The organism is Pseudomonas sp. URMO17WK12:I9, from assembly GCF_900230165.1.
GTDB lineage: Bacteria > Pseudomonadota > Gammaproteobacteria > Pseudomonadales > Pseudomonadaceae > Aquipseudomonas > Aquipseudomonas fulva.
Genome location: NZ_OCMQ01000017.1, coordinates 1 through 24651, shown reverse-complemented (window position 1 = coordinate 24651; position 24651 = coordinate 1). Strand labels below are relative to the sequence as shown.

Annotated in this window: 23 protein-coding genes, 3 tRNA genes and 1 rRNA gene; 5 read left to right on the top strand and 22 right to left on the bottom strand. The window is 61.8% G+C overall.

The window, feature by feature from the left end; translation table 11 throughout:
• The first annotated feature begins 39 nt into the window (after nt 1–39).
• Nucleotides 40–1335, top strand: a complete 1296-nt coding sequence (locus CRP40_RS21205) for an NAD(P)/FAD-dependent oxidoreductase (protein WP_027915703.1) — start codon at nt 40–42, stop codon at nt 1333–1335.
• 36 nt (nt 1336–1371) lie between these two features.
• Here CRP40_RS21205 and CRP40_RS21200 read toward each other — a convergent pair whose 3' ends face one another.
• The 7 genes from CRP40_RS21200 to rluD all read right to left on the bottom strand — a co-directional run bounded on the left by CRP40_RS21200 (nt 1372) and on the right by rluD (nt 7689).
• Entirely contained in the window at nt 1372–2418 is a 1047-nt protein-coding gene (locus tag CRP40_RS21200; RefSeq protein ID WP_033695124.1) for an FAD-binding oxidoreductase, read from the bottom strand.
• Nucleotides 2419–2541: 123 nt separating this feature from the next.
• Nucleotides 2542–2617, bottom strand: a tRNA-Lys gene (locus CRP40_RS21195).
• A 6-nt stretch (nt 2618–2623) separates the two neighbouring features.
• Nucleotides 2624–2700 (bottom strand) — tRNA-Pro (locus CRP40_RS21190).
• 4 nt (nt 2701–2704) lie between these two features.
• Nucleotides 2705–2780 (bottom strand) — tRNA-Asn (locus CRP40_RS21185).
• A 467-nt stretch (nt 2781–3247) separates the two neighbouring features.
• A complete protein-coding gene (gene clpB / locus CRP40_RS21180) occupies nt 3248–5812 on the bottom strand; it encodes an ATP-dependent chaperone ClpB (protein ID WP_023533276.1) in 2565 nt (854 codons plus the stop codon).
• A gap of 177 nt (nt 5813–5989) precedes the next feature.
• Nucleotides 5990–6730, bottom strand: a complete 741-nt coding sequence (gene pgeF, locus CRP40_RS21175; protein WP_027915701.1) for a peptidoglycan editing factor PgeF — start codon at nt 6728–6730, stop codon at nt 5990–5992.
• Nucleotides 6727–7689 carry a 23S rRNA pseudouridine(1911/1915/1917) synthase RluD gene (gene rluD, locus CRP40_RS21170; RefSeq protein ID WP_023533229.1) on the bottom strand — a complete coding sequence of 321 codons (963 nt, stop codon included), beginning with the start codon at nt 7687–7689 and terminating at the stop codon, nt 6727–6729. The genes pgeF and rluD overlap by 4 nt, the downstream gene beginning before the upstream one ends.
• A 147-nt stretch (nt 7690–7836) precedes the next feature.
• On the opposite strand from rluD, the gene CRP40_RS21165 reads away from it, so the two are divergent.
• Nucleotides 7837–8856, top strand: coding sequence for an outer membrane protein assembly factor BamD (locus CRP40_RS21165; RefSeq protein ID WP_027915700.1), 1020 nt, complete (start codon nt 7837–7839; stop codon nt 8854–8856).
• Between the two features lie 94 nt (nt 8857–8950).
• Nucleotides 8951–9181 carry a PP0621 family protein gene (locus CRP40_RS21160; RefSeq protein ID WP_023533255.1) on the top strand — a complete coding sequence of 77 codons (231 nt, stop codon included), beginning with the start codon at nt 8951–8953 and terminating at the stop codon, nt 9179–9181.
• Nucleotides 9182–9189: 8 nt separating this feature from the next.
• Here the strand turns inward: CRP40_RS21160 and thiO are convergent, their stop codons facing one another.
• From thiO to CRP40_RS21135, 5 genes are read right to left on the bottom strand one after another with little or no spacing between them, the layout of a single operon-like run.
• A complete protein-coding gene (thiO, locus tag CRP40_RS21155) occupies nt 9190–10287 on the bottom strand; it encodes a glycine oxidase ThiO (RefSeq protein WP_027915699.1) in 1098 nt (365 codons plus the stop codon).
• A 56-nt stretch (nt 10288–10343) separates the two neighbouring features.
• Nucleotides 10344–10730 (bottom strand): type IV pilin protein, encoded by a 387-nt coding sequence (locus CRP40_RS21150; RefSeq protein WP_027915698.1) that lies wholly within the window; start codon nt 10728–10730, stop codon nt 10344–10346.
• A gap of 1 nt (nt 10731) precedes the next feature.
• The gene (locus CRP40_RS21145; protein ID WP_027915697.1) at nt 10732–11196 is read right to left on the bottom strand and encodes a hypothetical protein; all 465 of its coding nucleotides are present in this window, start codon (nt 11194–11196) and stop codon (nt 10732–10734) included.
• Nucleotides 11193–11831, bottom strand: coding sequence for a hypothetical protein (locus CRP40_RS21140; RefSeq protein ID WP_027915696.1), 639 nt, complete (start codon nt 11829–11831; stop codon nt 11193–11195). Before CRP40_RS21140 ends, CRP40_RS21145 begins: the two co-directional genes overlap by 4 nt.
• Nucleotides 11828–12010 carry a prepilin-type N-terminal cleavage/methylation domain-containing protein gene (locus tag CRP40_RS21135; protein ID WP_027915695.1) on the bottom strand — a complete coding sequence of 61 codons (183 nt, stop codon included), beginning with the start codon at nt 12008–12010 and terminating at the stop codon, nt 11828–11830. The genes CRP40_RS21140 and CRP40_RS21135 overlap by 4 nt, the downstream gene beginning before the upstream one ends.
• Nucleotides 12011–12119: 109 nt before the next feature.
• Between CRP40_RS21135 and CRP40_RS21130 the strand changes: the two genes are divergently transcribed.
• The gene (locus CRP40_RS21130; protein WP_027915694.1) at nt 12120–12617 is read left to right on the top strand and encodes a GspH/FimT family pseudopilin; all 498 of its coding nucleotides are present in this window, start codon (nt 12120–12122) and stop codon (nt 12615–12617) included.
• 36 nt (nt 12618–12653) lie between these two features.
• On the opposite strand, the gene ispH is transcribed toward CRP40_RS21130, so the two are convergent.
• The 6 genes from ispH to murJ form a co-directional block, all read right to left on the bottom strand.
• Nucleotides 12654–13601, bottom strand: coding sequence for a 4-hydroxy-3-methylbut-2-enyl diphosphate reductase (gene ispH / locus CRP40_RS21125; RefSeq protein WP_027915693.1), 948 nt, complete (start codon nt 13599–13601; stop codon nt 12654–12656).
• A 14-nt stretch (nt 13602–13615) separates the two neighbouring features.
• A complete protein-coding gene (gene fkpB, locus CRP40_RS21120; protein ID WP_027915692.1) occupies nt 13616–14053 on the bottom strand; it encodes an FKBP-type peptidyl-prolyl cis-trans isomerase in 438 nt (145 codons plus the stop codon).
• Complete coding sequence (gene lspA / locus CRP40_RS21115) at nt 14046–14561, bottom strand: signal peptidase II (protein WP_027915691.1); 516 nt, start codon at nt 14559–14561, stop codon at nt 14046–14048. The genes fkpB and lspA overlap by 8 nt, the downstream gene beginning before the upstream one ends.
• Nucleotides 14554–17385 carry an isoleucine--tRNA ligase gene (gene ileS, locus CRP40_RS21110; RefSeq protein WP_027915690.1) on the bottom strand — a complete coding sequence of 944 codons (2832 nt, stop codon included), beginning with the start codon at nt 17383–17385 and terminating at the stop codon, nt 14554–14556. Before ileS ends, lspA begins: the two co-directional genes overlap by 8 nt.
• Nucleotides 17382–18332, bottom strand: coding sequence for a bifunctional riboflavin kinase/FAD synthetase (ribF, locus tag CRP40_RS21105; RefSeq protein ID WP_027915689.1), 951 nt, complete (start codon nt 18330–18332; stop codon nt 17382–17384). Before ribF ends, ileS begins: the two co-directional genes overlap by 4 nt.
• 118 nt (nt 18333–18450) lie before the next feature.
• Nucleotides 18451–19989, bottom strand: coding sequence for a murein biosynthesis integral membrane protein MurJ (gene murJ, locus CRP40_RS21100; protein ID WP_027915688.1), 1539 nt, complete (start codon nt 19987–19989; stop codon nt 18451–18453).
• A gap of 250 nt (nt 19990–20239) precedes the next feature.
• Here murJ and rpsT point away from each other — a divergent pair, with 250 nt between their 5' ends.
• On the top strand, nt 20240–20518 hold the full coding sequence (gene rpsT / locus CRP40_RS21095) for a 30S ribosomal protein S20 (RefSeq protein WP_023533220.1): 279 nt from the start codon (nt 20240–20242) through the stop codon (nt 20516–20518).
• A gap of 128 nt (nt 20519–20646) precedes the next feature.
• Here the strand turns inward: rpsT and CRP40_RS21090 are convergent, their stop codons facing one another.
• From CRP40_RS21090 to rrf, 4 genes are all read right to left on the bottom strand, one after another.
• Complete coding sequence (locus CRP40_RS21090; RefSeq protein ID WP_027915687.1) at nt 20647–22947, bottom strand: MlaD family protein; 2301 nt, start codon at nt 22945–22947, stop codon at nt 20647–20649.
• Entirely contained in the window at nt 22940–23563 is a 624-nt protein-coding gene (locus CRP40_RS21085; RefSeq protein ID WP_027915686.1) for a paraquat-inducible protein A, read from the bottom strand. The genes CRP40_RS21090 and CRP40_RS21085 overlap by 8 nt, the downstream gene beginning before the upstream one ends.
• Nucleotides 23550–24209: a paraquat-inducible protein A gene (locus tag CRP40_RS21080; protein ID WP_027915685.1), complete on the bottom strand. Its 660-nt coding sequence runs from the start codon at nt 24207–24209 to the stop codon at nt 23550–23552. The genes CRP40_RS21085 and CRP40_RS21080 overlap by 14 nt, the downstream gene beginning before the upstream one ends.
• A gap of 214 nt (nt 24210–24423) precedes the next feature.
• Nucleotides 24424–24539, bottom strand: a 5S ribosomal RNA gene (gene rrf, locus CRP40_RS21075).
• Between the last annotated feature and the right edge of the window lie 112 nt (nt 24540–24651).

Genomic DNA, 24651 nt, shown 5'->3' with positions numbered 1-24651 from the left:
GTTGGGCCAAGAATTCCGTAAACCTTATGAGATATTCCCATGACTCATCGCATCGTGATTGTCGGCGGCGGCGCCGGCGGCCTGGAACTGGCGACCCGCCTGGGCAAGACCCTGGGCAAGCGCAAGCAAGCTGACATCACCCTGGTGGACACCAACCTCACCCATATCTGGAAACCGCTGCTGCACGAAGTGGCCGCCGGCTCGTTGAACTCCTCCGAAGACGAACTGAACTACGTAGCGCAAGCCAAGTGGAACCACTTCAACTTCCAACTGGGGCGCATGAGTGGCCTGGAGCGTGAGAGCAAGCGGATCCAGCTGGCTGCCACGCTGGATGAAGATGGTCGCGAGTTGCTGCCCGCGCGCACCCTTGCCTACGACACCCTGGTCATCGCCGTCGGGTCCAACACCAACGACTTTGGCACCTTGGGTGCGGCGCAGCATTGCCTGTTCCTGGACACGCGCAAACAGGCAGAGCGCTTTCATCAGCAACTGCTTAACCATTACCTGCGCGCCCATGCAGGCGATGTGGCCAGCGAAAAGATCAGCGTGGCCATCGTCGGTGCGGGTGCCACGGGCGTGGAGCTGGCTGCCGAGCTGCACCACGCGGCGCATGAGCTGGCGGCCTACGGCCTGGATCGCATCCAACCCAAGGACATGCACATCACCCTGATCGAGGCGGGCCCACGCGTGCTGCCGGCACTGCCGGAGCGCATCAGCGTGCCCGTGCATCAGACCCTTGAGAAGCTTGGGGTGAAAGTAATGACCAACGCGGCTGTCAGCGAAGTGACGGCTGAAGGTCTCAAGACCAAGGACGGCGAAGTGATCCAGGCCAGCCTGAAGGTCTGGGCAGCGGGCATCCGGGCGCCGGGCTTCTTGAAGGAGATCGATGGCCTGGAGACCAACCGCATCAACCAACTGGTCGTACGTCCTACCCTGCAAACCACCCGTGATGACGATATTTTCGCCTTCGGTGACTGCGCCGCCTGCCCGCAGCCAGACAGCGATCGCAACGTGCCGCCCCGGGCGCAGGCAGCTCACCAACAGGCTTCAATGCTGGCACAGAGCATCAAGGCACGCCTGGAGAACAAGCCGCTGCCGACCTACCAGTACAAGGATTATGGCTCGCTGGTGTCGCTCTCGCGATTCTCGGCAGTGGGTAACCTGATGGGTAACTTGATGGGCAGTGTGAAGCTCGAAGGCTGGCTGGCAAGGATGTTCTACGTGTCGCTGTATCGCATGCACCAGATGGCGTTGTACGGATTCTTCCGCACGGCCCTGATGATGCTGGGCAGCAAGATTGGCCGCGGCACCGAACCAAGGCTGAAGTTGCACTGACCTGGCTGCTGACCGGGTGCGTTCGCAGGCGCCCGGCTAGCTTCGCGTTCGTACGATTTCCTCGGCTGCCAGACGGCCGAGGTGGGGCGCAAGCACGATCCCAGGGTGTGCCACCAAGGTATACAACCCCTCGACACCAGGAAGGTAACCCATCACAGGCTTGCCTTCCGGGGTCATCGGTCGGTGCCCGATACTGACCGCGCGCAGCGAAAGCGCCGTGGCGCCGATGAACATCTGCCGGATGGCCTTGGTCGTAAGCTCGACCAAGGCTGGCAACCCTGCCTCACCCTCGGCAGGCGCTTCTTCGGCGCAGGCCACGCCCCCTTCCAATGCTGGGCGTAACTCCAAACCATTACCGTAGACCAGGTGCCGCACTACACCGGCAGGCGCCGCGAAGCGCATCAGTACGGCAGGCCGGGTAAGCAAGGGCAAGGGCAGACCGACACCCGCTGCAAGGCCGATAGCGGCACCGGCATTGGCCAGCACCACGGTATCGGCGGCGTAGGTTTGCGCTGCGCACCTGGCGGCCGTCACGCGTCCGTTGTGCGTGTCTATGCCATCGACCCGCCGGCCGTAGAGAATCTCTGCCCCGGCTTGCTCAGCGCCGCTCAACAGCATCTTCGCCAAGGCAACGGGCTCCACGGCAAAATCGTCCGGCGCCCACGCCGCCAGGGCCGGTGGCGTGATCATGCAAGGCTCAAGGGCGCTTATCTGCTGGGCATTCAGTGGTTGAAGGTTTACGCCGGCAGAACGTTGCTGATTGATGAGGGCGGACGTTTGTGCATCGTTTTCCAACCACACCATGGCGCCACGGGCGGCAATCGGCAAAGGCCCGAGGTCAAGCGCCAGTCGTTTGAAATCGGCAATAGCCTGCAACGTGGAGGAAAATGCCGCCGGGTTGTCCGATGCACTGGCGCTGGCGGTGCCTACCCAGCCATATGACCAACGGGTAACGCCACTGGCGGCGCGAGACCCTTGCTCCAGAACAGTGACCCGGGCACCGAGCCTTGCAAGGTGCCACGCAATGGAAGCACCCATGATGCCTCCACCCACGACCACGACACTTGATGTGTTGGCTCCCATGCCAATAGGTCCCCAGACTGCCAAAGACACAGGGCAGAATAGCGGATTTGCGGGAAAATACAGGGCTTTGGAAAAACCGAGACAAAAGAAAAAGGGCATCTCATTCGAGATGCCCTTCTTACATGGTGGGTCGTGTAGGATTCGAACCTACGACCAATTGGTTAAAAGCCAACTGCTCTACCAACTGAGCTAACGACCCGGAAAATGGTCGGGGTGAGGGGATTCGAACTCCTGACATCCTGCTCCCAAAGCAGGCGCGCTACCGGACTGCGCTACACCCCGAGATTGGCTCCGCGACCTGGACTCGAACCAGGGACCCAATGATTAACAGTCATTTGCTCTACCGACTGAGCTATCGCGGAACTGAACTTCGGTACAACCTTACATCTTCGAAGCTTGTGTTAACTTCGGTCTCTTTGGCTATCCGCTTTCGCGTTATCGCTGCTGAGGCCGGCTATTCTACATTCTTCGTTTTGCTTGTCAACCACTTTTTTTCATTCAACTTACTGATTTCTAAGTTGTTTTGCGGTCACCGTTGTTGCTGGTGATTCGCTTAGTGCCTGACAACGCGGCGTATATTAGGGCCACTCGATTGATCATGCAAGCATAAATTTCAAAAATTTCAGCGAGTTATCTTGGATGGGTACAAAGGCCCGGATTTACGGGGGTTAGCTGGTCTCCTTGAAGACAGCATAGAGGTTGTTGGGGCCGCGTTGCGTCCCATCACGGCCGGTCCGGCGCCCCGGCAAGGGCGCGCCTACATTGACCGCGCGGGGCCTGCCTGGCCCATTGGCCGCGAGACGGCCCCAACAACCCTATGCGACCAACATCACGCAAACACGATCTCGTCGCCTTCCACGGTGGCAGTGATCGCCGTACCTGGCACGAACTTGCCCGACAGGATCAACTGCGCCAGCGGGTTTTCGATCCAGCGCTGAATCGCACGCTTGAGCGGCCGCGCGCCATACACCGGGTCGTAACCGACTGCGATCAGCTTGTCCAGGGCCTGCGGGCTCAAGCTCAGCGAAAGCTCACGCTCCATCAGGCGGCTGCGCAGCCGTCCCAGCTGGATCTCGGTAATGCCGGCGATCTGCTCGCGGCCCAGCGGTTCGAACACCACCACTTCGTCGATCCGGTTGATGAACTCGGGACGGAAGTGCGCACCTACCGCATCCATCACAGCGGCACGTTGCGCCTCGCGGTCGCCCACCAACTCCTGAATCTGCGCCGAGCCCAGGTTGGACGTCATCACGATGACCGTATTGCGGAAGTCCACGGTGCGGCCATGGCTGTCGGTCAGGCGTCCGTCTTCCAGCACCTGCAACAGCACATTGAAGACGTCGGGGTGAGCCTTCTCCACCTCATCGAGCAGCACCACCGAATACGGCTTGCGGCGCACGGCCTCGGTCAGGTAACCGCCCTCCTCGTACCCCACATAGCCTGGCGGTGCACCGATCAGCCGCGCCACGGAGTGTTTCTCCATGAACTCGGACATGTCGATACGCACCATGGCTTCCTCGGTGTCGAACAGGAATTCGGCCAGCGCCTTGCACAGCTCCGTCTTGCCCACGCCGGTCGGGCCGAGGAACATGAACGAGCCGCTGGGCCGGTTGGGGTCGGACAGACCTGCCCGGGACCGGCGCACCGCGTTGGCCACGGCAGTAACGGCCTCGCTCTGGCCAATGACGCGCTGGTGCAGCAGCGCTTCCATTTTCAGCAGCTTCTCGCGCTCGCCCTCCAGCATCTTGGACACTGGGATGCCCGTCCACTTGGAAACCACTTCGGCAATTTCTTCCTCGGTGACCTTGTTGCGCAGCAACTGGTTATCGGTCTTGCCGTGCTGGTCGACCATCTGCAGGCTGCGTTCCAGGTCCGGGATTACCCCGTACTGCAGCTCAGCCATGCGGCTCAGGTCGCCTTTGCGGCGGGCGGCCTCGAGCTCCTGGCGCGCTTGTTCGATCTTCTGCTGAATCTGGGCCGAACCCTGGACTTCAGCTTTTTCCGACGCCCAAATCTCTTCGAGGTCGGAATATTCACGCTCCAGGCGCTCGATTTCCTCGGTCAGTTTCTCCAGGCGCTTCTTGGCAGCCTCATCCTCTTCTTTCTTGAGTGCCTGGGACTCGACCTTCAGCTGAATCAGACGGCGGTCAAGACGGTCGAGCACCTCCGGCTTGGAGTCGATTTCCATCCGAATACGGCTGGCTGCCTCGTCGATCAGGTCGATGGCCTTGTCGGGCAACTGACGATCGGTGATGTAGCGGTGGCTGAGCTTGGCCGCCGCGATGATAGCGCCGTCGGTGATGGCCACCTTGTGGTGGACTTCATAACGTTCTTTCAAGCCACGCAGAATGGCGATGGTGTCCTCTTCGCTAGGCTCCTCCACCAGTACCTTCTGGAAGCGACGTTCCAGGGCCGCATCCTTCTCGATGAACTGGCGGTATTCGTTCAAGGTGGTGGCGCCTACGCAGTGCAGTTCACCACGGGCCAGGGCAGGCTTGAGCATGTTGCCTGCGTCCATGGCACCCTCGCCTTTACCGGCGCCGACCATGGTGTGCAATTCGTCGATGAACAGGATCACCTGCCCTTCTTGCTTCGACAGTTCGTTGAGCAGGCCTTTGAGGCGCTCCTCGAATTCACCCCGGTACTTGGCGCCGGCAATCAGGGCCCCCATGTCCAGGGCGAGCAGGCGCTTGCCTTTCAAGCCATCTGGTACTTCGCCGTTGATGATGCGCTGGGCGAGGCCCTCGGCAATGGCGGTCTTGCCCACGCCGGGCTCACCGATCAGCACGGGGTTGTTCTTGGTACGGCGTTGCAGCACCTGGACGGTGCGGCGGATTTCGTCGTCACGGCCAATCACAGGGTCAAGCTTGCCTTCTTCGGCACGCTTGGTCAGGTCGACGGTGTACTTGTCCAGCGCCTGGCGTGATTCCTCGGCGTTGGCATCGTTTACGGCCGCGCCACCGCGCAGGTTATTGATGGCGTTTTCGAGGGCTTTCTTGCTCACGCCCTGGCTGAGCAGCAACTTGCCCAGCTTGCTGTTCTCATCCATGGCCGCCAGCACTACCAGCTCGCTGGAAATGAACTGGTCACCCTTTTGCTGGGCCAGGCGGTCTGCCTGGTTGAGCAGGCGCGCCAGATCCTGCGACATGTTCACGTCGCCCGTCGGGTTCTGGATCTTCGGCAATTGGTCGAGTTCCTTGACCATGGCCTGACGCAGGCTATTGATGTCGAAGCCGACCTGCATCAGCAGTGGCTTGATGGAGCCACCCTGCTGTTCGAGCAAGGCCTGCAGCAAGTGGACAGGCTCGATGGCAGGGTGGTCCATGCCAACGGCCAGGGATTGCGCATCGGATATTGCAAGCTGGAGCTTGCTGGTCAAACGGTCTATTCGCATGATGTACCTTCCTGTAAAGGGCAGGTCGGAGCGATGGACAGCGCCTGTTTATGAAGAAACCTGCCTGAGATGTCTTATAGATAAGGCTGATTCTGGAAGATTCAAGCGTAGCGCGGTTGACGGAGGTCAAGCTGCTGGATTTGCACAGGTGTAATGGCAGGTACAGCCCATTGCGCGCTAGCGCGGCGCCAGCCACACCAAAGAAGCGAAACGCCCGCCTTGCGGGGTACGCCGATAGGAGAAGAACCGCTCGTCGCTCACCGTGCACAAGCCGCCACCGTAAACAGCCGTGACCCCACGGGCTGCCAGGCGAATACGGGCCAGCGCGTAGATATCGGCCATCAGCTTGCCGGGTCGTTCGCCGTCGACGAATGCCCGTGCGGCCTCAGGGTGCACCGCAGTAAAAGCATCGCGCACCTCCAGGCCCACTTCGAATGCCTGCGGCCCAATGGCCGGGCCCAACCACACCAGCACCTGAGCCGGTGGTACGTTCAGACGATCCAGGGTGGCTTCGAGCACACCGCCGGCAAGCCCGCGCCAGCCTGCATGAGCGGCCGCCACTTGCGTACCTGCTTGGTCACAAAACAATACAGGCAGGCAATCGGCGGTCATCACCGTACAGGCGATGCCTGGCCGGTTGGTCCAGCTGGCATCGGCTTCGACCACGCGGGAAGGGTCTGCATCGGCGACGGCCAGACCGTGCACCTGCTTGAGCCAGGCGGGCTGGATGTCGAACTCGCCGCTTAGGCGCAGGCGGTTCTGGGCAACGGCCGCAGGGTCGTCCCCCACATGGTCACCCAGATTGAAAGTATCGAAAGGCGGCAGGCTGACGCCGCCCTGGCGGGTGGTGACGCAGGCGCGAACCGAGGCTGGCGCAGGCCAGTCCGGCGTCAGCAGCGACTGCGTCAAGCCACTCATCCGATGAAGCTCTCGCGATCCTGATTGAGCAGCGACAGCAGCCAGACGAAATCGTCGGGCAGTGGCGATTCCCACTCCATGCGCTCGCCCGTCGCCGGGTGCACCAGTGCCAGGAAGCGTGCGTGCAGGGCCTGCCGCGGGAAGGTCTTGACCGCCTCGACCATGGTCGGGCTTGCCGCAGGCGGGATGCGGAAACGCCCGCCGTAGGTCTGGTCACCAACCAGGGGGAAGCCGACGTGGGCCATGTGCACGCGGATCTGGTGGGTACGCCCGGTTTCGAGCTTGACCCGCACGTGGGTGTGCGAGCGGAAGCGCTTGAGCACACGGTAGTGGCTGACCGCTGGCTTGCCGCCGTCGGTGACGGCCATGCGCTGGCGCATGCCGCCGTGACGACCGATGGGGGCGTCGATCTTGCCACCGGCGGTGACCACGCCCACGACGATGCATTCGTAGATACGGCTGACCGACCGCTTCTGCAGCTGGTCGACCAAGTGGGTTTGCGCCTGCAAGGTCTTGGCCACGACCATCAGGCCAGTGGTGTCCTTGTCCAGGCGGTGGACGATGCCGGCACGTGGCACGTTGATGATGTCGGGCACGTGGTGCAGCAAGGCGTTGAGCAAGGTACCGCTGGCATGGCCGGCAGCCGGGTGCACCACCAGGCCCGCAGGCTTGTTGATGACCAGGATCTGGTCGTCTTCATAGACGATGTCCAGCGCGATGTCCTCGGCCTCCCATTCGCCCTGGGCCTCCTGCTCGGCTTCCAGGGCCAGCACGGCACCGCCATGCACGGTGTCACGCGGGCGCAGGACAGCCCCGTCGACCGTCAGACGGCCATCTTTGATCCATGCCGTCAGCCGCGAGCGCGAATACTCGTCGAACAATTGGGCGGCGACCTGGTCGAGGCGTTGACCGCCCAGTTCGGACGGGACCTCTGCGCTAAGTTGAATGATCTCGGACATGCTCGATTCAGTGGGCGCACAGCCTTTGGTTTCAGCTGCGAGCTTGTGGTTAAATACGGCTTCTTTTGTCCCGGGGTTGGCCGGGGCGCTCATCATAACAGGACGGCCCCGCCCAAGACAGCGGCCGTCAAAGGGACGCAAGCCGCCATGCAAGTGAAACACCTGCTGCTGATCGCCATCCTCGGGCTCACCGCGGCCTGTTCCTCTAATAAGGAAGTCATCGACGAGAACCTCAGCGAGGCCGAGCTGTATCAACAGGCCCAGGCTGACCTGGACAATTCCAGCTACACCAGCGCCGTGAACAAGCTCAAGGCCCTGGAGTCGCGTTACCCGTTCGGCCGCTATGCCGACCAGGCGCAGCTGGAGCTGATCTACGCCAACTACAAGAACGCGGAGCCGGAGGCTGCCAAGTCTGCCGCCGAGCGCTTCATCCGCCTGCACCCGCAGCACCCGAACGTCGACTACGCGTACTACCTCAAGGGTCTGACCTCCTTCGACCAGGACCGTGGCCTGCTGGCGCGCTTCCTGCCGCTGGACATGACCAAGCGCGACCCGGGCGCGGCCCGCGACTCGTACAACGAGTTCGCGCAGCTCACCAGCCGCTTCCCCAACAGCCGTTACGCCCCAGACGCCAAACAGCGCATGATCTACCTGCGCAACCTGCTGGCCTCCTATGAAATCCACGTGGCCGACTACTACCTCAGCCGTCAGGCATACGTGGCTGCCGCCAACCGTGGCCGCTACGTGGTCGAGAACTTCCAGGAAACGCCCTCGGTTGGCGACGGCCTGGCGGTGATGGTCGAGGCGTACCAGAAGATGCACCTGGACGACCTGGCTGCCACCAGCCTGGAAACCCTGAAGCTCAACTACCCGGACCACCCAAGCCTGGCCGATGGTGAGTTCCAGCCCAAGCAGACCGAGTCTGACGGTCGCGGCTGGCTGTCCAAGGCCACGCTGGGCCTGATCGAAACCGACACCCCGCTGCCACCGGGTCAGACCCGCGCCAACCAGGACGTGATCAAGCAGTTCCAGGATGCGCGTGATGAAATGCCCAAGGAGCTGCTGCCCAAGGATGAAAACGGCGACCCGATCGAGCCACCAGGGCCGAAGGAAGCCGACAGCAACCGCTCCTGGTTCAGCTACATGACCTTCGGTCTGTTCGACTGATTCAGCCGTTGCATGAAAGGGAGGTCTGGGACCTCCCTTTTTTTATGCCTGCGCCCTAGACTGTCATCCTCTTTCATTCGACAAGCTGAACACCATGGTTCGCCTACTTTTCTGGATCGTCCTGATCGCCGCCGCGTTCTGGCTGTGGCGCAAATTCAAACTCAGCCAGCAACCGCGCCAAGAGGCCAAGCTCGACGCGCCGCTGAAAATGGTTCGCTGCGCGCATTGTGGCGTGCACCTGCCCACCGACCAGGCATTGGCGCAGGGCAACACCTGGTATTGCAGCCAGGCACACTTGCAGCAGGGGCCTGGCCGACAGGGCTGATCGGGCGGTTAGCCAAGGCGCCCCTGCGGGGCGTAGGGTGCCGGATCGATGATAGGCTCGGCGCCATTGAGCAAATCGGCCAGCAGTTGGCACGAGGCTGGCGCCAGCACCAGCCCGTTTCGATAATGGCCGCAATTCAGCCATAGCCCCTCGAAATCGGGCACCGGCCCGATAAACGGAACGCCTTCAGGCGAACCTGGCCGTAGCCCGGCCCAGTGGGCAACCACAGGCGCGCCTTCCAGGCCGGGCAGCAGATCCACTGCCGATGCCTTGAGGCTTGCCAACGCCTCATCGGTGGGTGTTTTGTCGTAGCCGGCATGCTCCAGCGTACTGCCCACCAGAATGTGACCATCCCGGCGCGGAATTGCATAACGACCTTTGGCAAGCACCATGCTTGGCAGAAAGTCTTCAGCGCATTTGAACAGGATCATCTGCCCTTTCACCGGCTCGACCGGAAGCTCAAGGCCCAAGTAGCGCAGCAGTTCGCCGCTCCAGGCACCGGCGCTGAGTACGACTTCGTCGGCCGCCAGCTCGCCTTCAGCGGTGCTCACCCCAATGATACGACCGCCCTGCTGCACGAACCCCGTGATCTGGCAGTGCTCCCGCACACTCACATTGGGCAATGCCAGCAACGCCGCCTTCAGCGATTTGACCAGGCGCGGGTTGCGCACATTGGCCACGCCCTCCATGTAGAGGGCTCGCTCAAAGCCTGGCCCGAGCACAGGGACTGCGTCGTACACCGCCGAAATGTCCACGGCGCTCAACGGCCGCTGCTGACGGTCCGCCCATGCCAAGGCCTGGGCTTGATCATCCAGGTCAAGCCAGTACAGCCCGGTGGTATGCACTTCAGGGTCCAGGCCCGTGCTGGCGAATAAGCGCTCACCCAGCTGTGGATAAAAGTCCTGCGACCAATGCGCCAGGGCGGTCACTGCCGGGCTGTAGCGCCAGGGGTACAGGGGCGAGACGATACCGCCCCCGGCCCAGGAGGACTCGCGACCTACCTCGCCTTGGTCGCATATCACTACCTGGTCGACGCTCGCCGCCAGGTTGAATGCCGTCAGCAGGCCAATGACCCCGCCACCGACCACCACTACTTGCTTGCTCATCTGTCGATTCAACACCTGAAGTAAAAAACCGCGATGCACCGGGCACCTGTGACCGTTCAGCCTCCCCAGCAGCGCGCGCTGTCGATGGCGCCGTGGTTGCGCCCTACCCCAGCTTGATCAAGCTCGAAATCGCCACAGCGGTCTTCGGCCATCAGCCCTTTTGGCAAACGTCGGGCGCGCAGGGTGAAGGTCTGGTCTTCGCGCAGCGCTTGCAGGCTGTAGTAGCGATTGCCCGAAGGCAGGCTCGGGTCGCCTTCGGCATACTGGCCAGTAACCAAGCGATGGCGTTCCAGGCGCAATGCAGCATCCTGCAACAGGGCGACCACCTCGTGGCGCGCTGCCTGCCGCAGGTGGTCGTTGTAACGGGGGTAGGCAATGGCTGCCAGAATGCCGGTGACGGCCAGCACAATCAACAGCTCGATCAGGCTGATGCCTTGCTGCATGTCAGTCTCCTCTGAATCTTTGTCGCCACGTCATGCGTACAAGCGCACTACCATCGCTGGCATACACCGCTTCCACCACCTGACGAGGATGACTTAGCTGGCTGACCGCGGTTACCCGGAACACTGTCACTGATCGCCCGGCCGGGACACCCACGGCGCGTTGCGTGGTGCCCAGGTTCTGCACCTGAAAAAAGCCTTCTGGCCCGGCTTCCCAGACCCCGGCCAGGCGATGCGGCTGCTCAGGCGGCGGGCACACTTCACATGGCGGTGGCCGTACCTGCATGATCGACTGCTTGCCAACGTCCAATGTGGCTTCGGCCTGCTCGAAGGCCAGCTGCCCTTCTTTGAACAGGCCCACCATTTGCGTCTCAACGGCGGCCGCACGTAGCGCCGAGGTGGTCAGCACACCCAGCAAGAGGCTCAGCACCAATGCCAACAGCAGCACCACCCCACGTTCGCGCGTCATGGCTCGCCCCCGTTGCGGCGGGCCACACTGACAACGTACTGCTGCTCCAGCGCCAACACGGGATCGAACAGATCCAAGTGCAGGTCGATGCGCTGGCCATCGGCCGCAGCCACCACGTGCAGACGGCGCACATGCTCAAGCAGGGGCTGGGTGCTGCTGCCACGGGTGAAGTACAGGGTAGCGCCCCTGACGGCGTAACGATGCCGGGTGATGGGGATGGCCATTAGCGGCGCGGCGGCTTGGACATGCCCTCGATGTACCTTGGCGTACCCCACGCAGTCAGTGAGCAGGGTCCATTGAGGCTTCAGCGGATGGCCAGGAAGGTCGGCCACCACCACCTCAAGGTTTGAGCCCTCGACTTCCAGAGGTCGGCTAAATGCGGTAAAGGTGTCGCCGTCTGGCAGATCCGCGGGCTCCAACCGCAGGCAGCCGAACATGCCAGCCATGCGGATGTCCTGGGCCATGCGCAACAAGGCCAGCCGTGCATCTTCCTGCATGCGCAGCGCTGCCCCTTGCAGCTGCCACGCTCGGTGGGCAGAGGTGAACAACTGGCTGGCGCCGGCCAACAGCATCAACCCGAGTGCCAGCGCCAGTAGCAGCTCGAGCAATCCGACCCCTTTTTGCCAGGGCCTCATGGCAGCGCCTGCTCATGTGCACTGGCAGATGCCAGCACCGCCTGCACCTGCTGCCGAGCGTCTTGCGAGGCCTGCAAAGCCTGCATGTGCAGCGCTGCTGCGGCAAACATGCCCACCGCAATCACCACCATGGCCAACAGCGTTTCCAGGAGCGTCATGCCCCGTTGCGTTACCTGCATCCCTGCAGCTCCTGCGACTTTTCATGCATTGTCGATGTACGCCTGCCACTGGAAGGGTGACCCAGCGTGCGTGAAGCTAAAGCCAAGCACGTCCAAGGAGAAATGCACGGTGAAGCAACAGGGAGTAACACTGATACAAACGGTGTCGGCATTGGCGGTGCTCGCTGTCCTGACGCAGCTGGGGGCGCCTGCCTACGTCAAGCTCAGCGATGACGTGCACCGCGCTGCCGTCACGCGAGACTTGGCGCAAACGCTGCGGAGCGCGCGTGGGCGCGCCATGCTGCTGGGTGAGGCCGTGCGGGTGCAAGCGCTGGACGAAGCATGGGGCAATGGATGGCGAGTGACGCTGGAGCAGGATTCGCGGGTGCTGCATGAACACCGCCTGCGTCGGCCTCTGCAGATCGCCGCGAACCTAGGTACGACGATGACGTTCACGGCCATGGGCCTGCCAGTGAACCCCGCCGGCAACTGGCTGGCGGCGACTTTCGAAGTATGCGCGCGGTCGGCTGGCACCAGCCAGCATCAAGTGGTGATGGCGTCCAGCGGCAGAGTCAGGGTATCGAATGAAACTCGCGACACCCGAGGGTGCGCAGGTGCAGGGGCCTGAGCGTTCGCGGCTAACCGCTCAGGCCCGCGCAGGCGATCAGATCAACGAGCGCACACGCAGCTCTTTGGGCATCGAGAAGGTGACGTTCTCTTCACGCCCGTCCAGCTCCTCGGCGCCCGTAGCGCCCCAGGCCTTGAGCTGTTCGATGACGCCGCGCACCAGCACTTCCGGCGCGGACGCGCCTGCGGTGATGCCGATGCGGCCAACCTGGTCGAACCAGGCCCGCTGCAGGTCTTCAGCGCCGTCGATCAGATGGGCTGGGGTACCCATTCGCTCGGCAAGCTCACGCAGGCGGTTGGAGTTGGAGCTGTTAGGGCTGCCGACCACCAGGACCACATCACACTCGTCGGCCAGTTGCTTAACGGCATCCTGGCGGTTTTGCGTGGCGTAGCAGATGTCGTCCTTGCGCGGCCCGCCGATGTTCGGAAAGCGCGCACGCAGCGCGTCGATCACGCGGCTGGTGTCGTCCATCGACAAGGTGGTCTGGGTCACGAATGCCAAGTGGTCAGGGTCTCTCACCTGCAGATTGGCTACGTCGTCCTCGTCTTCTACCAGGTAGATGGCCCCGCCGTTGCTAGCGTCATACTGCCCCATGGTGCCTTCGACTTCCGGGTGGCCGGCATGGCCAATCAGGATGCACTCACGGCCATCGCGGCTGTACTTGGCCACCTCGATGTGCACCTTGGTGACCAATGGGCAGGTGGCATCGAATACCTTCAGGCCACGCCCACCGGCTTCCTGACGCACGGCCTGGGAAACCCCATGGGCGCTGAAGATGACGATGACATCGTCAGGCACCTGGTCCAGCTCCTCGACGAAAATGGCGCCACGGCTGCGCAGGTCCTCGACGACGAACTTGTTGTGTACCACTTCGTGGCGCACATAGATGGGCGGGCCGAACACTTCCAGCGCGCGGTTGACGATTTCGATCGCCCGGTCGACCCCCGCGCAGAAGCCGCGCGGGTTGGCGAGTTTGATTTGCATGATCGGCTCCAGGCCTACAGGGCCTTCACCTCGAGGATCTCTACCTCGAAGGTCAGGGTCTTGCCAGCCAGTGGGTGATTGAAGTCGATGGTCACCTGATCGTCGTCGAAGGCCTTCACCACGCCCGGTAGCTCGGCGTTGGCGGCGTCCTTGAAGATGATCAGCAAGCCATCGGACAGCTCCATGCCTTCGAACTGAGACCTTGGCATAACCTGCACATTCTGTGGGTTAGGCTGGCCGAAGGCGTTCTCCGGGGCCACCTCCACGGTGCGTTTGTCGCCAGCCTTGAAACCGAACAGCGCGGCCTCGAAGCCCGGCAGCAGGTTGCCGTCGCCCACCTTGAAGGTGGCAGGCGCCTTGTCGAAGGTGCTGTCGACCGTGTCACCGTTTTCCAGGCGCAGGGCGAAATGCAGGGTAACTTCGGTGTTCTGGCCGATACGAATGTCAGTCATGGACCGGCTCCTCGGATTTCTTGCTCTTGAACATGTCCAGCGCCAACATGATTGCGCCGACGGTAATGGCGCTGTCGGCCACGTTGAAGGCCGGGAAGTAGTGGCGGTTCTGCCAGTGCACCAGGATGAAATCGACCACATGGCCCAGCACGATACGGTCGTAGAGGTTGCCGATGGCCCCGCCCAGCACCAGGGCCAGCGCTACGGCCAGCCAGGTTTCATGACGGCCGAGGCGCTTGAGCCACACCACCAGCACTGCACTGACCACCACGGCGATCAGGGCGAACAACCAGCGCTGCCAGCCGGCGCCATCGGCCAGAAAACTGAACGCAGCGCCGGTGTTGTAGGCCAGGGTCCAGCTGAAGTAGTCGGGGATGACGACAATTTGCTGGTACATGGTCAGGGCGTTGTTGAAGTACAGCTTGGTGGCCTGGTCGACGACCAGGACCAGCAAGCTCAGCCACAGCCATACGAGGCGCCCGAAGCGCCCCGCTGCAAGGTTAGGCATAGTGGCGCACCTCGCCGGAGCCGGTCAGGTTTTCCACACAGCGACCGCAGATTTCCGGATGCTCCGGATGGCTGCCGACGTCTGCACGGAAGTGCCAGCAACGGCCGCACTTGGTGTAGCCGGACTTGACCACTTTCAACTTGAGGCCTTCGACCTCGGTCGCCACCGCTTCGGCAGGCGCCTGCGCGAACGGCACCACGCTGGCAGCCGAGGTGATGAGCACGAAACGCAACTCATCGCCCAGCTTGTTCAGATCGGCGCTCAGGCCCTCGTCCGCGTACAAGGTGACTTCGGCCTGCAGGTTGCCGCCGATGACCTTGGCGGTACGCTGGTTTTCCAGTTCCTTGTTGACCGAAGCCTTGACCGCCATGACGCGGTCCCAATAGGCGCGATCGAGTTCGGTGCCTTCCGGCAGCTCACTCAGGCCTTCATACCAGCCATTGAGCATGACCGACTCGTTACGCTCACCCGGCAGGTACTGCCAGATTTCGTCGGCGGTAAAGGCCAGGATCGGCGCGATCCAGCGCACCAGCGCCTCGCTGATGTGGTACAGCGCGGTCTGGCAGGAACGGCGGGCGACGCTGTTGGCACCCGTGGTGTACTGGCGATCCTTGATGATGTCGAGGTAGAAACCACCCAGCTCCTGCACACAGAAGTTGTGCACCTTCGAGTAGACGTTCCAGAAGCGGTACTCGCCGTAGTGCTCTTCCAGCTCGCGTTGCAGCAACAGGGTGCGATCCACCGCCCAACGGTCCAGGGCCAGCATGTCCTGCGGCGCGAGCAGGTCGCGTGCCGGGTCGAAGCCGGTCAGGTTGGAGAGCAGGAAGCGTGCGGTGTTGCGAATACGCCGGTAGGCATCGGCGCTGCGCTGCAGGATCTGCTCGGACACTGCCATTTCACCGGAGTAGTCGGTAGCAGCGACCCACAGGCGCAGGATGTCGGCACCCAGGGTGTTGTTGACCTTCTCGGGCTCGATGGTGTTGCCCAGCGACTTGGACATCTTGCGGCCGTTCTCGTCCACGGTGAAGCCGTGGGTCAGCAGCTCGCGGTATGGCGCGTGGCCGTCGATGGCGCAGCCGGTCAACAGCGACGAGTGGAACCAGCCGCGGTGTTGGTCGGAACCTTCCAGGTACAGGTCGGCGCGGGGGCCGGTGGCATGGCCGATGTCGTGGGAGCCGCGCAGTACATGCCAGTGCGTGGTGCCGGAGTCGAACCATACGTCCAGGGTGTCAGCGATCTTGTCGTACTGCTCGGCTTCGACGCCGAGCAGCTCGGCGGCGTCCAGCTTGAACCAGGCCTCGATGCCCTGTTGCTCGACGCGCTTGGCGACCTCTTCCATCAGCTCGACGGTCCGAGGGTGCAGCTCGCCCGTCTGCTTGTTCAGGAAGAACGGGATAGGCACGCCCCAGTTACGCTGGCGCGAGATGCACCAGTCAGGCCGGTTTGCGATCATCGAGTGCAAGCGTGCCTGGCCCCACGCCGGGACGAACTTGGTGTCCTCGATGGCCTTCAGGGCACGCTCGCGCAGCGGTTCGCCGTCGCGTGGCTGCTTGTCCATGCCGACGAACCACTGTGCGGTGGCACGGTAGATCAGCGGCGACTTGTGACGCCAGCAGTGCATGTAGCTGTGGCTGATGGTTTCGGTGTGCATCAGCGCACCGACTTCGCCCAGCTTCTCGACGATGGCCGGGTTGGCCTTCCAGATGAACTGCCCGCCGAAGAACGGCAGCGATTCGACGTACACGCCGTTGCTCTGCACGGGCGTGAGGATTTCATCGTTGACCATGCCGTAGCGCTTGCAGGTCACGAAGTCGTCTTCACCGTAGGCAGGCGCAGAATGCACCACGCCAGTGCCTGCGCCCAGTTCGACGTACTCGGCCAGGTAAACCGGCGAAAGGCGGTCGTAGAACGGGTGACGGAAGTTGACCAGCTCAAGGGCCGAGCCTGGGGCGGTGGCGATCACCGAACCTTCCAGTTCGTAGCGCTTGAGGCAGGACTCGACCAGCTCTTCGGCCAGGACCAGCAGGCGCTCGCCGATGTCGACCAGGGCGTACTGGAACTCGGGGTGAACGTTCAGCGCCTGGTTGGCAGGGATGGTCCACGGGGTGGTGGTCCAGATCACGATGGCGGCCGGTTTTTCGAGTGCCGCCAGGCCGAAGGCTGCAGCCAGCTTGGCGTCATCGGCGACAGGAAACGCCACGTCGATGGTCTGCGACTTCTTGTCGGCGTATTCGACTTCCGCCTCGGCCAGTGCCGAGCCGCAATCGAAGCACCAGTTCACCGGCTTGAGGCCCTTGAACACGTACCCCTGCTTGACCATCTCGGCCAGGGCGCGGATTTCACCGGCTTCGTTGGCGAAGTTCATGGTCTTGTAGGGGTTGTCCCAGTCGCCCAGCACGCCCAGGCGAATGAACTCGGTCTTCTGCCCTTCGATCTGCTCGGCAGCGTACTCGCGGCACAGCTCGCGGGTACGGTCGGCGGTCAGGTGCTTGCCGTGGGTGACTTCGACCTTGTGTTCGATCGGCAGCCCATGGCAGTCCCAACCCGGCACGTACGGCGCATCGAAGCCGGCCAGGGTCTTGGAGCGGACGATCATGTCCTTGAGGATCTTGTTCAGCGCATGACCGATGTGGATCTTGCCATTGGCGTAGGGCGGGCCGTCGTGCAGGACGAACTTGGGACGATCCTTGCCAATCTCACGCAGCTTCTGGTACAGGCCAATGCTGTCCCAGCGCTGCAGAATCTGCGGTTCGCGCTGAGGCAGGCCGGCCTTCATGGGGAAGGCGGTGTCCGGAAGGTTTAGCGTGGCTTTGTAGTCGGTCATTTCAGGCTCTTGGTTAGCGGTTGAGCGTGCCAATGTGCACGTGCGGCGGCGATATCCGCGTCGATCGCCGACTTCAGCGCCTCCAGGGAGGCGAATCGCTGCTCTTCACGCAGCTTGTGGTGGAACACCACCGTCAGACGGCGACCATAAAGGTCACCGGCATAGTCCAGCAGATGGATCTCCAGGTGCGGGCGCCCGTCACCGGCAACGGTAGGACGCACGCCAATGTTGCCGACACCCGCCCAGGCCTTGCCGTCGATCTCGATGCTGGCCAGGTAGACACCGGCCAACGGTACGCGGCGACGCTTGAGCTGGATGTTGGCAGTGGGTGTGCCGAGCTGGCGGGCCAGCTTCTGGCCATGCAATACGCGGCCGGTGATGCTGTACGGGCGGCCCAGCAGATGCTCGGCCAGCTCGAAATTGCCTTGCGCCAGCGCCTTGCGTACTTCGGTGCTGCTGACCCGTAGGCCGTCCTGTATCACGGTGTTGGCGGCTTCTACGGTAAAACCATACTGCGCGCCGGCCTGGACCAGGAAGGCGAAATCGCCTTTGCGATCACAGCCAAAGCGGAAGTCGTCACCCACTTCGAGATGCTGCACGCCCAGGCCATCGACCAGGATGGTCCTGACGAAGTCATCGGCGTCGAGCTCACCCAGGCGCTGGTTGAAGGCCAGGCACAATACGCGGTCGATGCCTTCGCCGGCCAGCAACGCGATCTTGTCCCGCAGCCGGGCCAGGCGGGCCGGCGCGGTATCGGGCGTGAAGTACTCGCGCGGTTGCGGTTCGAAGATTACCACGCAGGTCGGCAGGCCCAGGGCCTGGCCTCGCTCGCGCAGGCGCGCCAGGATTGCCTGGTGGCCGCGGTGAACCCCGTCGAAGTTGCCAATGGTGGCGACACACCCCCGGTGCTCGGGGCGCAGGTTGTGAAGACCTCGAACCAGCTGCATAACGCGCTTCTTGCTCATAAAGTGGCCGATTATAACCACACCCGGGCGCCGGTGACAGGCAGCAGCGCCCAAGGGCGGCGTGGATTGCGAAAAACCGACGCCTGACGCGCCCGCAGCCTTAGTGCAAGGCTTTGCGGGCGAACTGCCGAGGTCGGAAACCGCACAGGTACAGGCAACCAAAGTAGGTGACGACGGCTGCCATGATCAGCGCCATCAGCCGCATCAGTCGTTCAAGCATGTTTCCCTCGACCCAGGCCGGCAGGTAGTGCATGCCAGCCAGCAGGACACCGGACATCAGGCCTGCCGCCAACACCAGCTTGAGCAGAAACATGGCCCAACCTGGTTGCGGTTGGAATAGCTGCTGGGTGCGCAGCTTCCAGAACAGCAAGCCGGCATTGAGGCAGGCGCCAAGGCTGATGGCCAGGGCCAGTCCGGCATGCGCCAGCGGGCCGATGAGCACCAGGTTGAACAGCTGCGTGCAGACCAGGGTGAAGACGGCGATCTTCACCGGCGTGCGGATATTCTGCTGCGCATAGAAGCCCGGCGCCAGCACCTTGACCATGATGATTGCCAGCAGGCCGACGGAATAGGCGATCAGCGCCTGCTGGGTCATGGCGGCATCGGTTGCACTGAACTTGCCGTACTGGAACAGGGCCACGGTCAGCGGCTCGGCTAGGATCGCCAGCCCCAGCGTACACGGCAGCACCAGCAAAAAGCACAAGCGCAGGCCCCAGTCGAGAATGCGCGAGTACTCTTCCCGGTCCTTGTTGGCGTAGGTCTTGGCCAGGGTCGGCAGCAGGATGGTACCCAGAGCCACGCCCAGAACACCCGACGGCAGCTCCATGAGCCGGTCTGCGTAGTACATCCAGGAGACGGAGCCTGCCACCAGGAACGAGGCGAAGATGGTATTGATGATCAGCGATATCTGGCTCACCGAGACGCCGAGGATGGCAGGGAGCATCTGCTTGAGCACCCGCCACACGCCTGCATCTTTCAGGTTCAGCCGCGGCAACACCAGCATGCCGATCCTTTTCAGGGCCGGAAGCTGGTAGAGCAGTTGCGCCAGGCCACCGGCCAGCACGCCCCAGGCCAGCGCCATGATCGGCGGATTGAAATACGGCGTGAGCAATACGGCGAACACGATCATCGCCACGTTGAGCAAGGTCGGCGTGAAGGCCGGCACGCTGAAGCGGTTCCAGGTGTTGAGGATGGCGCCCACCAGGGATGACAGCGAGATCAGCAATATATAAGGAAAGGTGACCCGCAGCAGATCGGTGGTGAGCTGGTATTTCTCGGCGTTGTCGACGAAGCCAGGCGCCGTGGCCCACACCACCCAGGGCGCGGCCAGGATACCGATGCCGGTCACCACGGCCAGCACCAGCGTCAGCAGGCCGCTGACGTAGGCCACGAAGGTACGCGTGGCCTCTTCGCCCTGCTGGCTTTTGTATTCGGCAAGAATAGGCACGAATGCCTGGGAGAACGCACCCTCGGCGAAGATGCGGCGCAGCAGGTTGGGTAGCTTGAACGCAATGAAGAAAGCATCGGTAGCAACGCCGGCGCCAAAAATACGCGCCAGGATGGTGTCGCGGACAAAACCCAGCACCCGCGAAATCATGGTGATCGAGCTTACCGCAGCGAGGGATTTGAGCAGGTTCATCGAAAAGATTCACGCCAATGACAGAGGACGCTGCCAGAGCGCGTCCGAATGTGCGATACTCCCGCGCCTTCGCAGGGGAGCCAAAAATTCCCGAGTGTACAGGTCGCGCAGCAGAAAGGAATCTTTCCCGCTTGTTGGCGCACCGCTCGGCGGAACCTTGCAAGTGGCCTTGACATCCGCCCGACTGATCGGCATGATTCGCGGCCTATTTTGTTTGCTATTTACCTAAAGTCTTTCGAGGAGCTCGACGGTGGCCAACTCACCTTCCGCCAAGAAACGTGCAAAACAGGCTGAGAAGCGTCGCAGCCACAACGCCAGCCTGCGTTCCATGGTCCGCACCTACATCAAGAATGTAGTCAAAGCCATTGACGCAAAAGACGCCGAAAAAGCGCAAGCCGCTTACGTTCTGGCTGTACCTGTAATCGACCGTATGGCCGACAAAGGTATCATCCACAAGAACAAGGCTGCTCGTCACAAAGGCCGTCTGAATGGCCACATCAAGGCGCTGAAAGAAGCTGCAGCTGCCTAAGCGACGCGCTAGTCAAAAAACCGACCTCAGGGTCGGTTTTTTTATGCCTGGGTTTTGTGAAGTGCCAGGCTCGCGGCTCAACGCACGCGCTGTAAAGTGGCAGGGCCGCATGGCGGCCCTACCCTGCATTACTTGGCGATCTGAATCTTGGGTGCCCACTGCAGCCATTCATCTTCAGCTTTCTCGAACAGCGGGAACGTTTGCCTTGGCCGAGCCGGAGTGCCCATGCGTTCCCCCTCGGGCGTCGCGAAGGCAATACCACCATCGATCAGTGTTTCCAGCGACTCCGTGCGCACGGTAGCGCCCTTGAACAAGCCCCAGTCGAAGCCGAAACCGCTGCTGTTCCAGAAGCGGCTGCCGCTACGTACCAGGCTGGCATAACGCGGCTCGATCAGAATGTGGATCAGCACCCTGTCGGCACTCTGGCCTAGCTCGACGTCGGTCACCTTGCCAACCGCCACCTCGCGGAATGTCACGGGCACACCGGGCTTGATGGAGCCTAGCCGAGGTGCGCTGAGGGTCACTGGCAGACCCACCTCCGGACCGGCTACTTCGGGCGCTTCGGCCAGTGCGATGAAGTCACGCTGCGGGCCCCTGTCCTTGACCGCAGGCTGTACTTCCAGGTACTGCCCGCCCACCAGCGTGTCGAGGTTTTCGGTGCGCACCAGGCCGAAGGATGGCTTGACCACCCAAAACTGAGTGCCGGCACGGGCAATGCGCTCTGCAGCTTCGGTAATACGTGCCTTCAACAGCACGGCCTGCATGTCCTTGGTAAGGTCGACACTTTCCACACTGCCCACATCCAGCCCCCGGAAGCGGATGGCGGTGCCTGGCTTGAGCCCATCGGCGCGCTCCACACGGATCGTGATAAGGGTCCCGGCACGGTTGGCTGCCTCCTGGCTTTCATGCAGGCGGAAACGCGGGATATGGCGTTTTAGCGGCACATTGGGCCTTGGCGTGTCGAAGGCGATGCCCCCTGCCATCAGGGTTTGCAGGGACTCACTCTTGATCTTGATGCCAGACAGGCCACCGGTGAGGGTAATACCACTGGCGTTCCAGAACCGTGTCGAGCCGTTTACCAGTTTTTCGTATTCTTTCTCGATGTGAACACCGATCAGAATACGGTTGCTGTCACGGGCGAACTGATAGCTTTGCACGCTACCTACCTTCACCTGTTTGAAGGTCACGGGGCTACCCACCTCCAGGGAACCCAGGGTATCTGCGAACAGCACCATGTGCAGGCCCGGCGCCTTCAGGTCCAGCGGCGGCGCCTTGGCGCGCGCTTCGAACTCCCGTTCAGGTCGAGCACCTTTCTCCCCAGGGCGGATGGCAATGTAGTTACCCTTGACCAGTGCTTCCAGGCCCGTGATACCCGCCAGGGAAATGGAAGGTTTGACCACCCAGAACTGAGTGCCCTCCACCAGGTAGTCTTCGGTCAACGGGTCCAATGTCAGCTCGGCAGTGGCGCTGGCAAGGTTGTCCTCCATTTTCAGGGTCTTCAGAGAGCCCACCTGGATGCCTTTGTACATGACAGGCGTACGCCCGGCCTGCAGGCCCTCGTAGTCGCTCAGCTTCACTTTCACCCGGATACCGGCCTGGGCTGCATCGAAGTCCTCGTACAAGCGAAATGGCAGGCTTGGGTCGGTAGGCGGGCTGTCCTTGCGGTGCTCTGGCGTGGCAAAGGCGATGCCGCCGGCGACGATACTCGACAGCGATTCACTGCGCACCTTGACCCCCGATAGCGAGGCATCGATGCTGACGCCGCTGGCGTTCCAGAAGCGCGTATGCTTGCGCACCAGGCTCGCGTAGGCAGGCTCGATGAAGATTTTTACCTCGACCGTGCTCTGGTCGTCGGAAAGCCGGTAGCTTTTCACGCGGCCGACCTGGATCTGCTTGTAGAAGATCGGGCTGTCTTTATTGAGCGACCCCAGGCGCTCGGCCTTGAGGGTGAGGTGCAAACCAGGTTCGGAATCCGACAGGGGCGGTGCCACCTTGAGCGCGGTGAACCGCTTGGTTGGCTCACCCTCTCCGGGGCTGACGGCAATGTAGTTACCCGATACCAACGTCTCGAGGCCGGAAATGCCCGCCAGGCTGACGCTCGGCTTGACCAGCCAGAAACGCGTGCCTTTGTTCAGGTGCCCTTCAGCCGCCTGGTTCATCTCGATGGTGGCGATGACACCCTGGTTCTCGCCCTCGGCATCGAGTACCAAACTCTTGACCTTACCGACCGGCATGCCTTTGTAGATGACTTCGGTCTTGTTGGCGACGATGCCTTCGCCCGATTCGAAACGCACCTCGATCTGCACCCCGGCCTCACGGTAAGCCTGCCATGCGAGCCAGCCTCCGATCATCAGCGCGATCAAGGGCAGGATCCAGATGGCCGACCAATTGGAGGCAGGCCGAGTTTTAGCCGTTGGCAGGTCACTCATGGTCGTCATCCGACTCCGTGTTATCCCAAATCAATCGGGGATCGAAGGTCAAAGCAGCAAGCATCGTCAGGATCACCACAGTTGCGAAGGCGACAGCGCCCAGATTGGCTTCGACATTGGCTATCCTGCCGAAATTCACCACTGCCACCAGAATGGCGATGACGAATATGTCGAGCATGGACCAACGTCCTATGAATTCGATGAAACGGTACATCCAGATCCGTTGCCGCGCCGACAGGGGCTGTCTGCGCTGCACGGAATACAGGAGCAAACCGATTCCTACCAGTTTGAACGTAGGTACGAGGATACTGGCCGTAAATACCACGGCCGCAATCGGAACCATCCCGTGCTTGAGCAGGGCGATGACGCCCGACATGATGGTGTCGGGCGTGCCTTGACCAAATGAGCTGACGGTCATGATCGGCAGCACGTTGGCCGGAATATAGAGAATGGATGCAGCGATGAGCAGCGCCCAGGTACGCATGATGCTGTTCGGTCGACGCGGATGCACCCTGGCACCGCACCGCGTACACGTTTGGGATGCGTCACCTGTGGTTTGCCTGTTCAGTTCATGACACTCGTTGCAGACAACGATACCTGCATCAATCGCCCGCATGCGGGTCCTCCCCCGATAACGCACTCCAGACCTGGTGCGGTGACATGACAACCTCCAGCCAAACCTGAATCAACAGCAAGCTGATGAAGCAGAACAGACCAACCCCTACGGTAAGTTCTGCCAAGTCCACCAATTTGACGATGGCCACGAGCACGCCCATGAAGTAGACCTCGAGCATGCCCCAGTCACGCAAGTGGTGATAGGTTCTGTACAGCAACAAACCTAACCTGCGCCCTGTGTTGAGCCGAATCGCCAGTAGAACGGCCAGCTGACACATCAGTTTTGCCAGCGGTATGGCCATGCTGCACAGGAAAACCACGATGGCCACCCCCTGCATGCCCGAATCATACAGCCCCAGTACGCCGCTCCAGACCGTGTCGTCCGATGTCTGGCCTAGCAGATGCAACTGCATGATCGGCAGGAAATTGGCTGGGATGAACAGCGCGAGCGCCGTCAGCACCAACGCCAGGCTGCGGTTGACCACATTATGCCGGTGCGCATAGAGCTCGTAGCCGCAGCGCGGGCAAAGCGCTTTTTCACCGGGGTGGATCACAGGTTTGCGCAAGAGCAGATCGCATTCATGGCATGCGACCAGGTCTTGGAGTGGCAGATCAGCCAGCGTTTCTGGCTCGACGGGGTTGGACATAGGACGCTTCTGAGTAAGTGCGTGGGGTTATTCTAGTGATCTTATGGAGGCCGGCATAGGCTGGAGATTGCGGTTCGAATGGCCCGGCGCTCGAAATGCGGGCTCTTGACGAACAGGAAGGGGTGCCTTGAGCGGCAGGCAGGCTAGAAAGGTTTTTTCAGCCCAAAGACAAAACCCCTACCTGCATGCGCAGATAGGGGTTTTGCGAAATGAATCTTGACGATGACCTACTCTCACATGGGGAAACCCCACACTACCATCGGCGATGCATCGTTTCACTACTGAGTTCGGGATGGGATCAGGTGGTTCCAATGCTCTATGGTCGTCAAGAAATTCTGTAGCCAGAATGTCCTGTTGGACAGCCCAGCGAATTCGGATATGTGATGTTTGTGATGCGTTGCGAACTTTCGGTTCATGTCATCTTCACCACCGCAATCTGCAG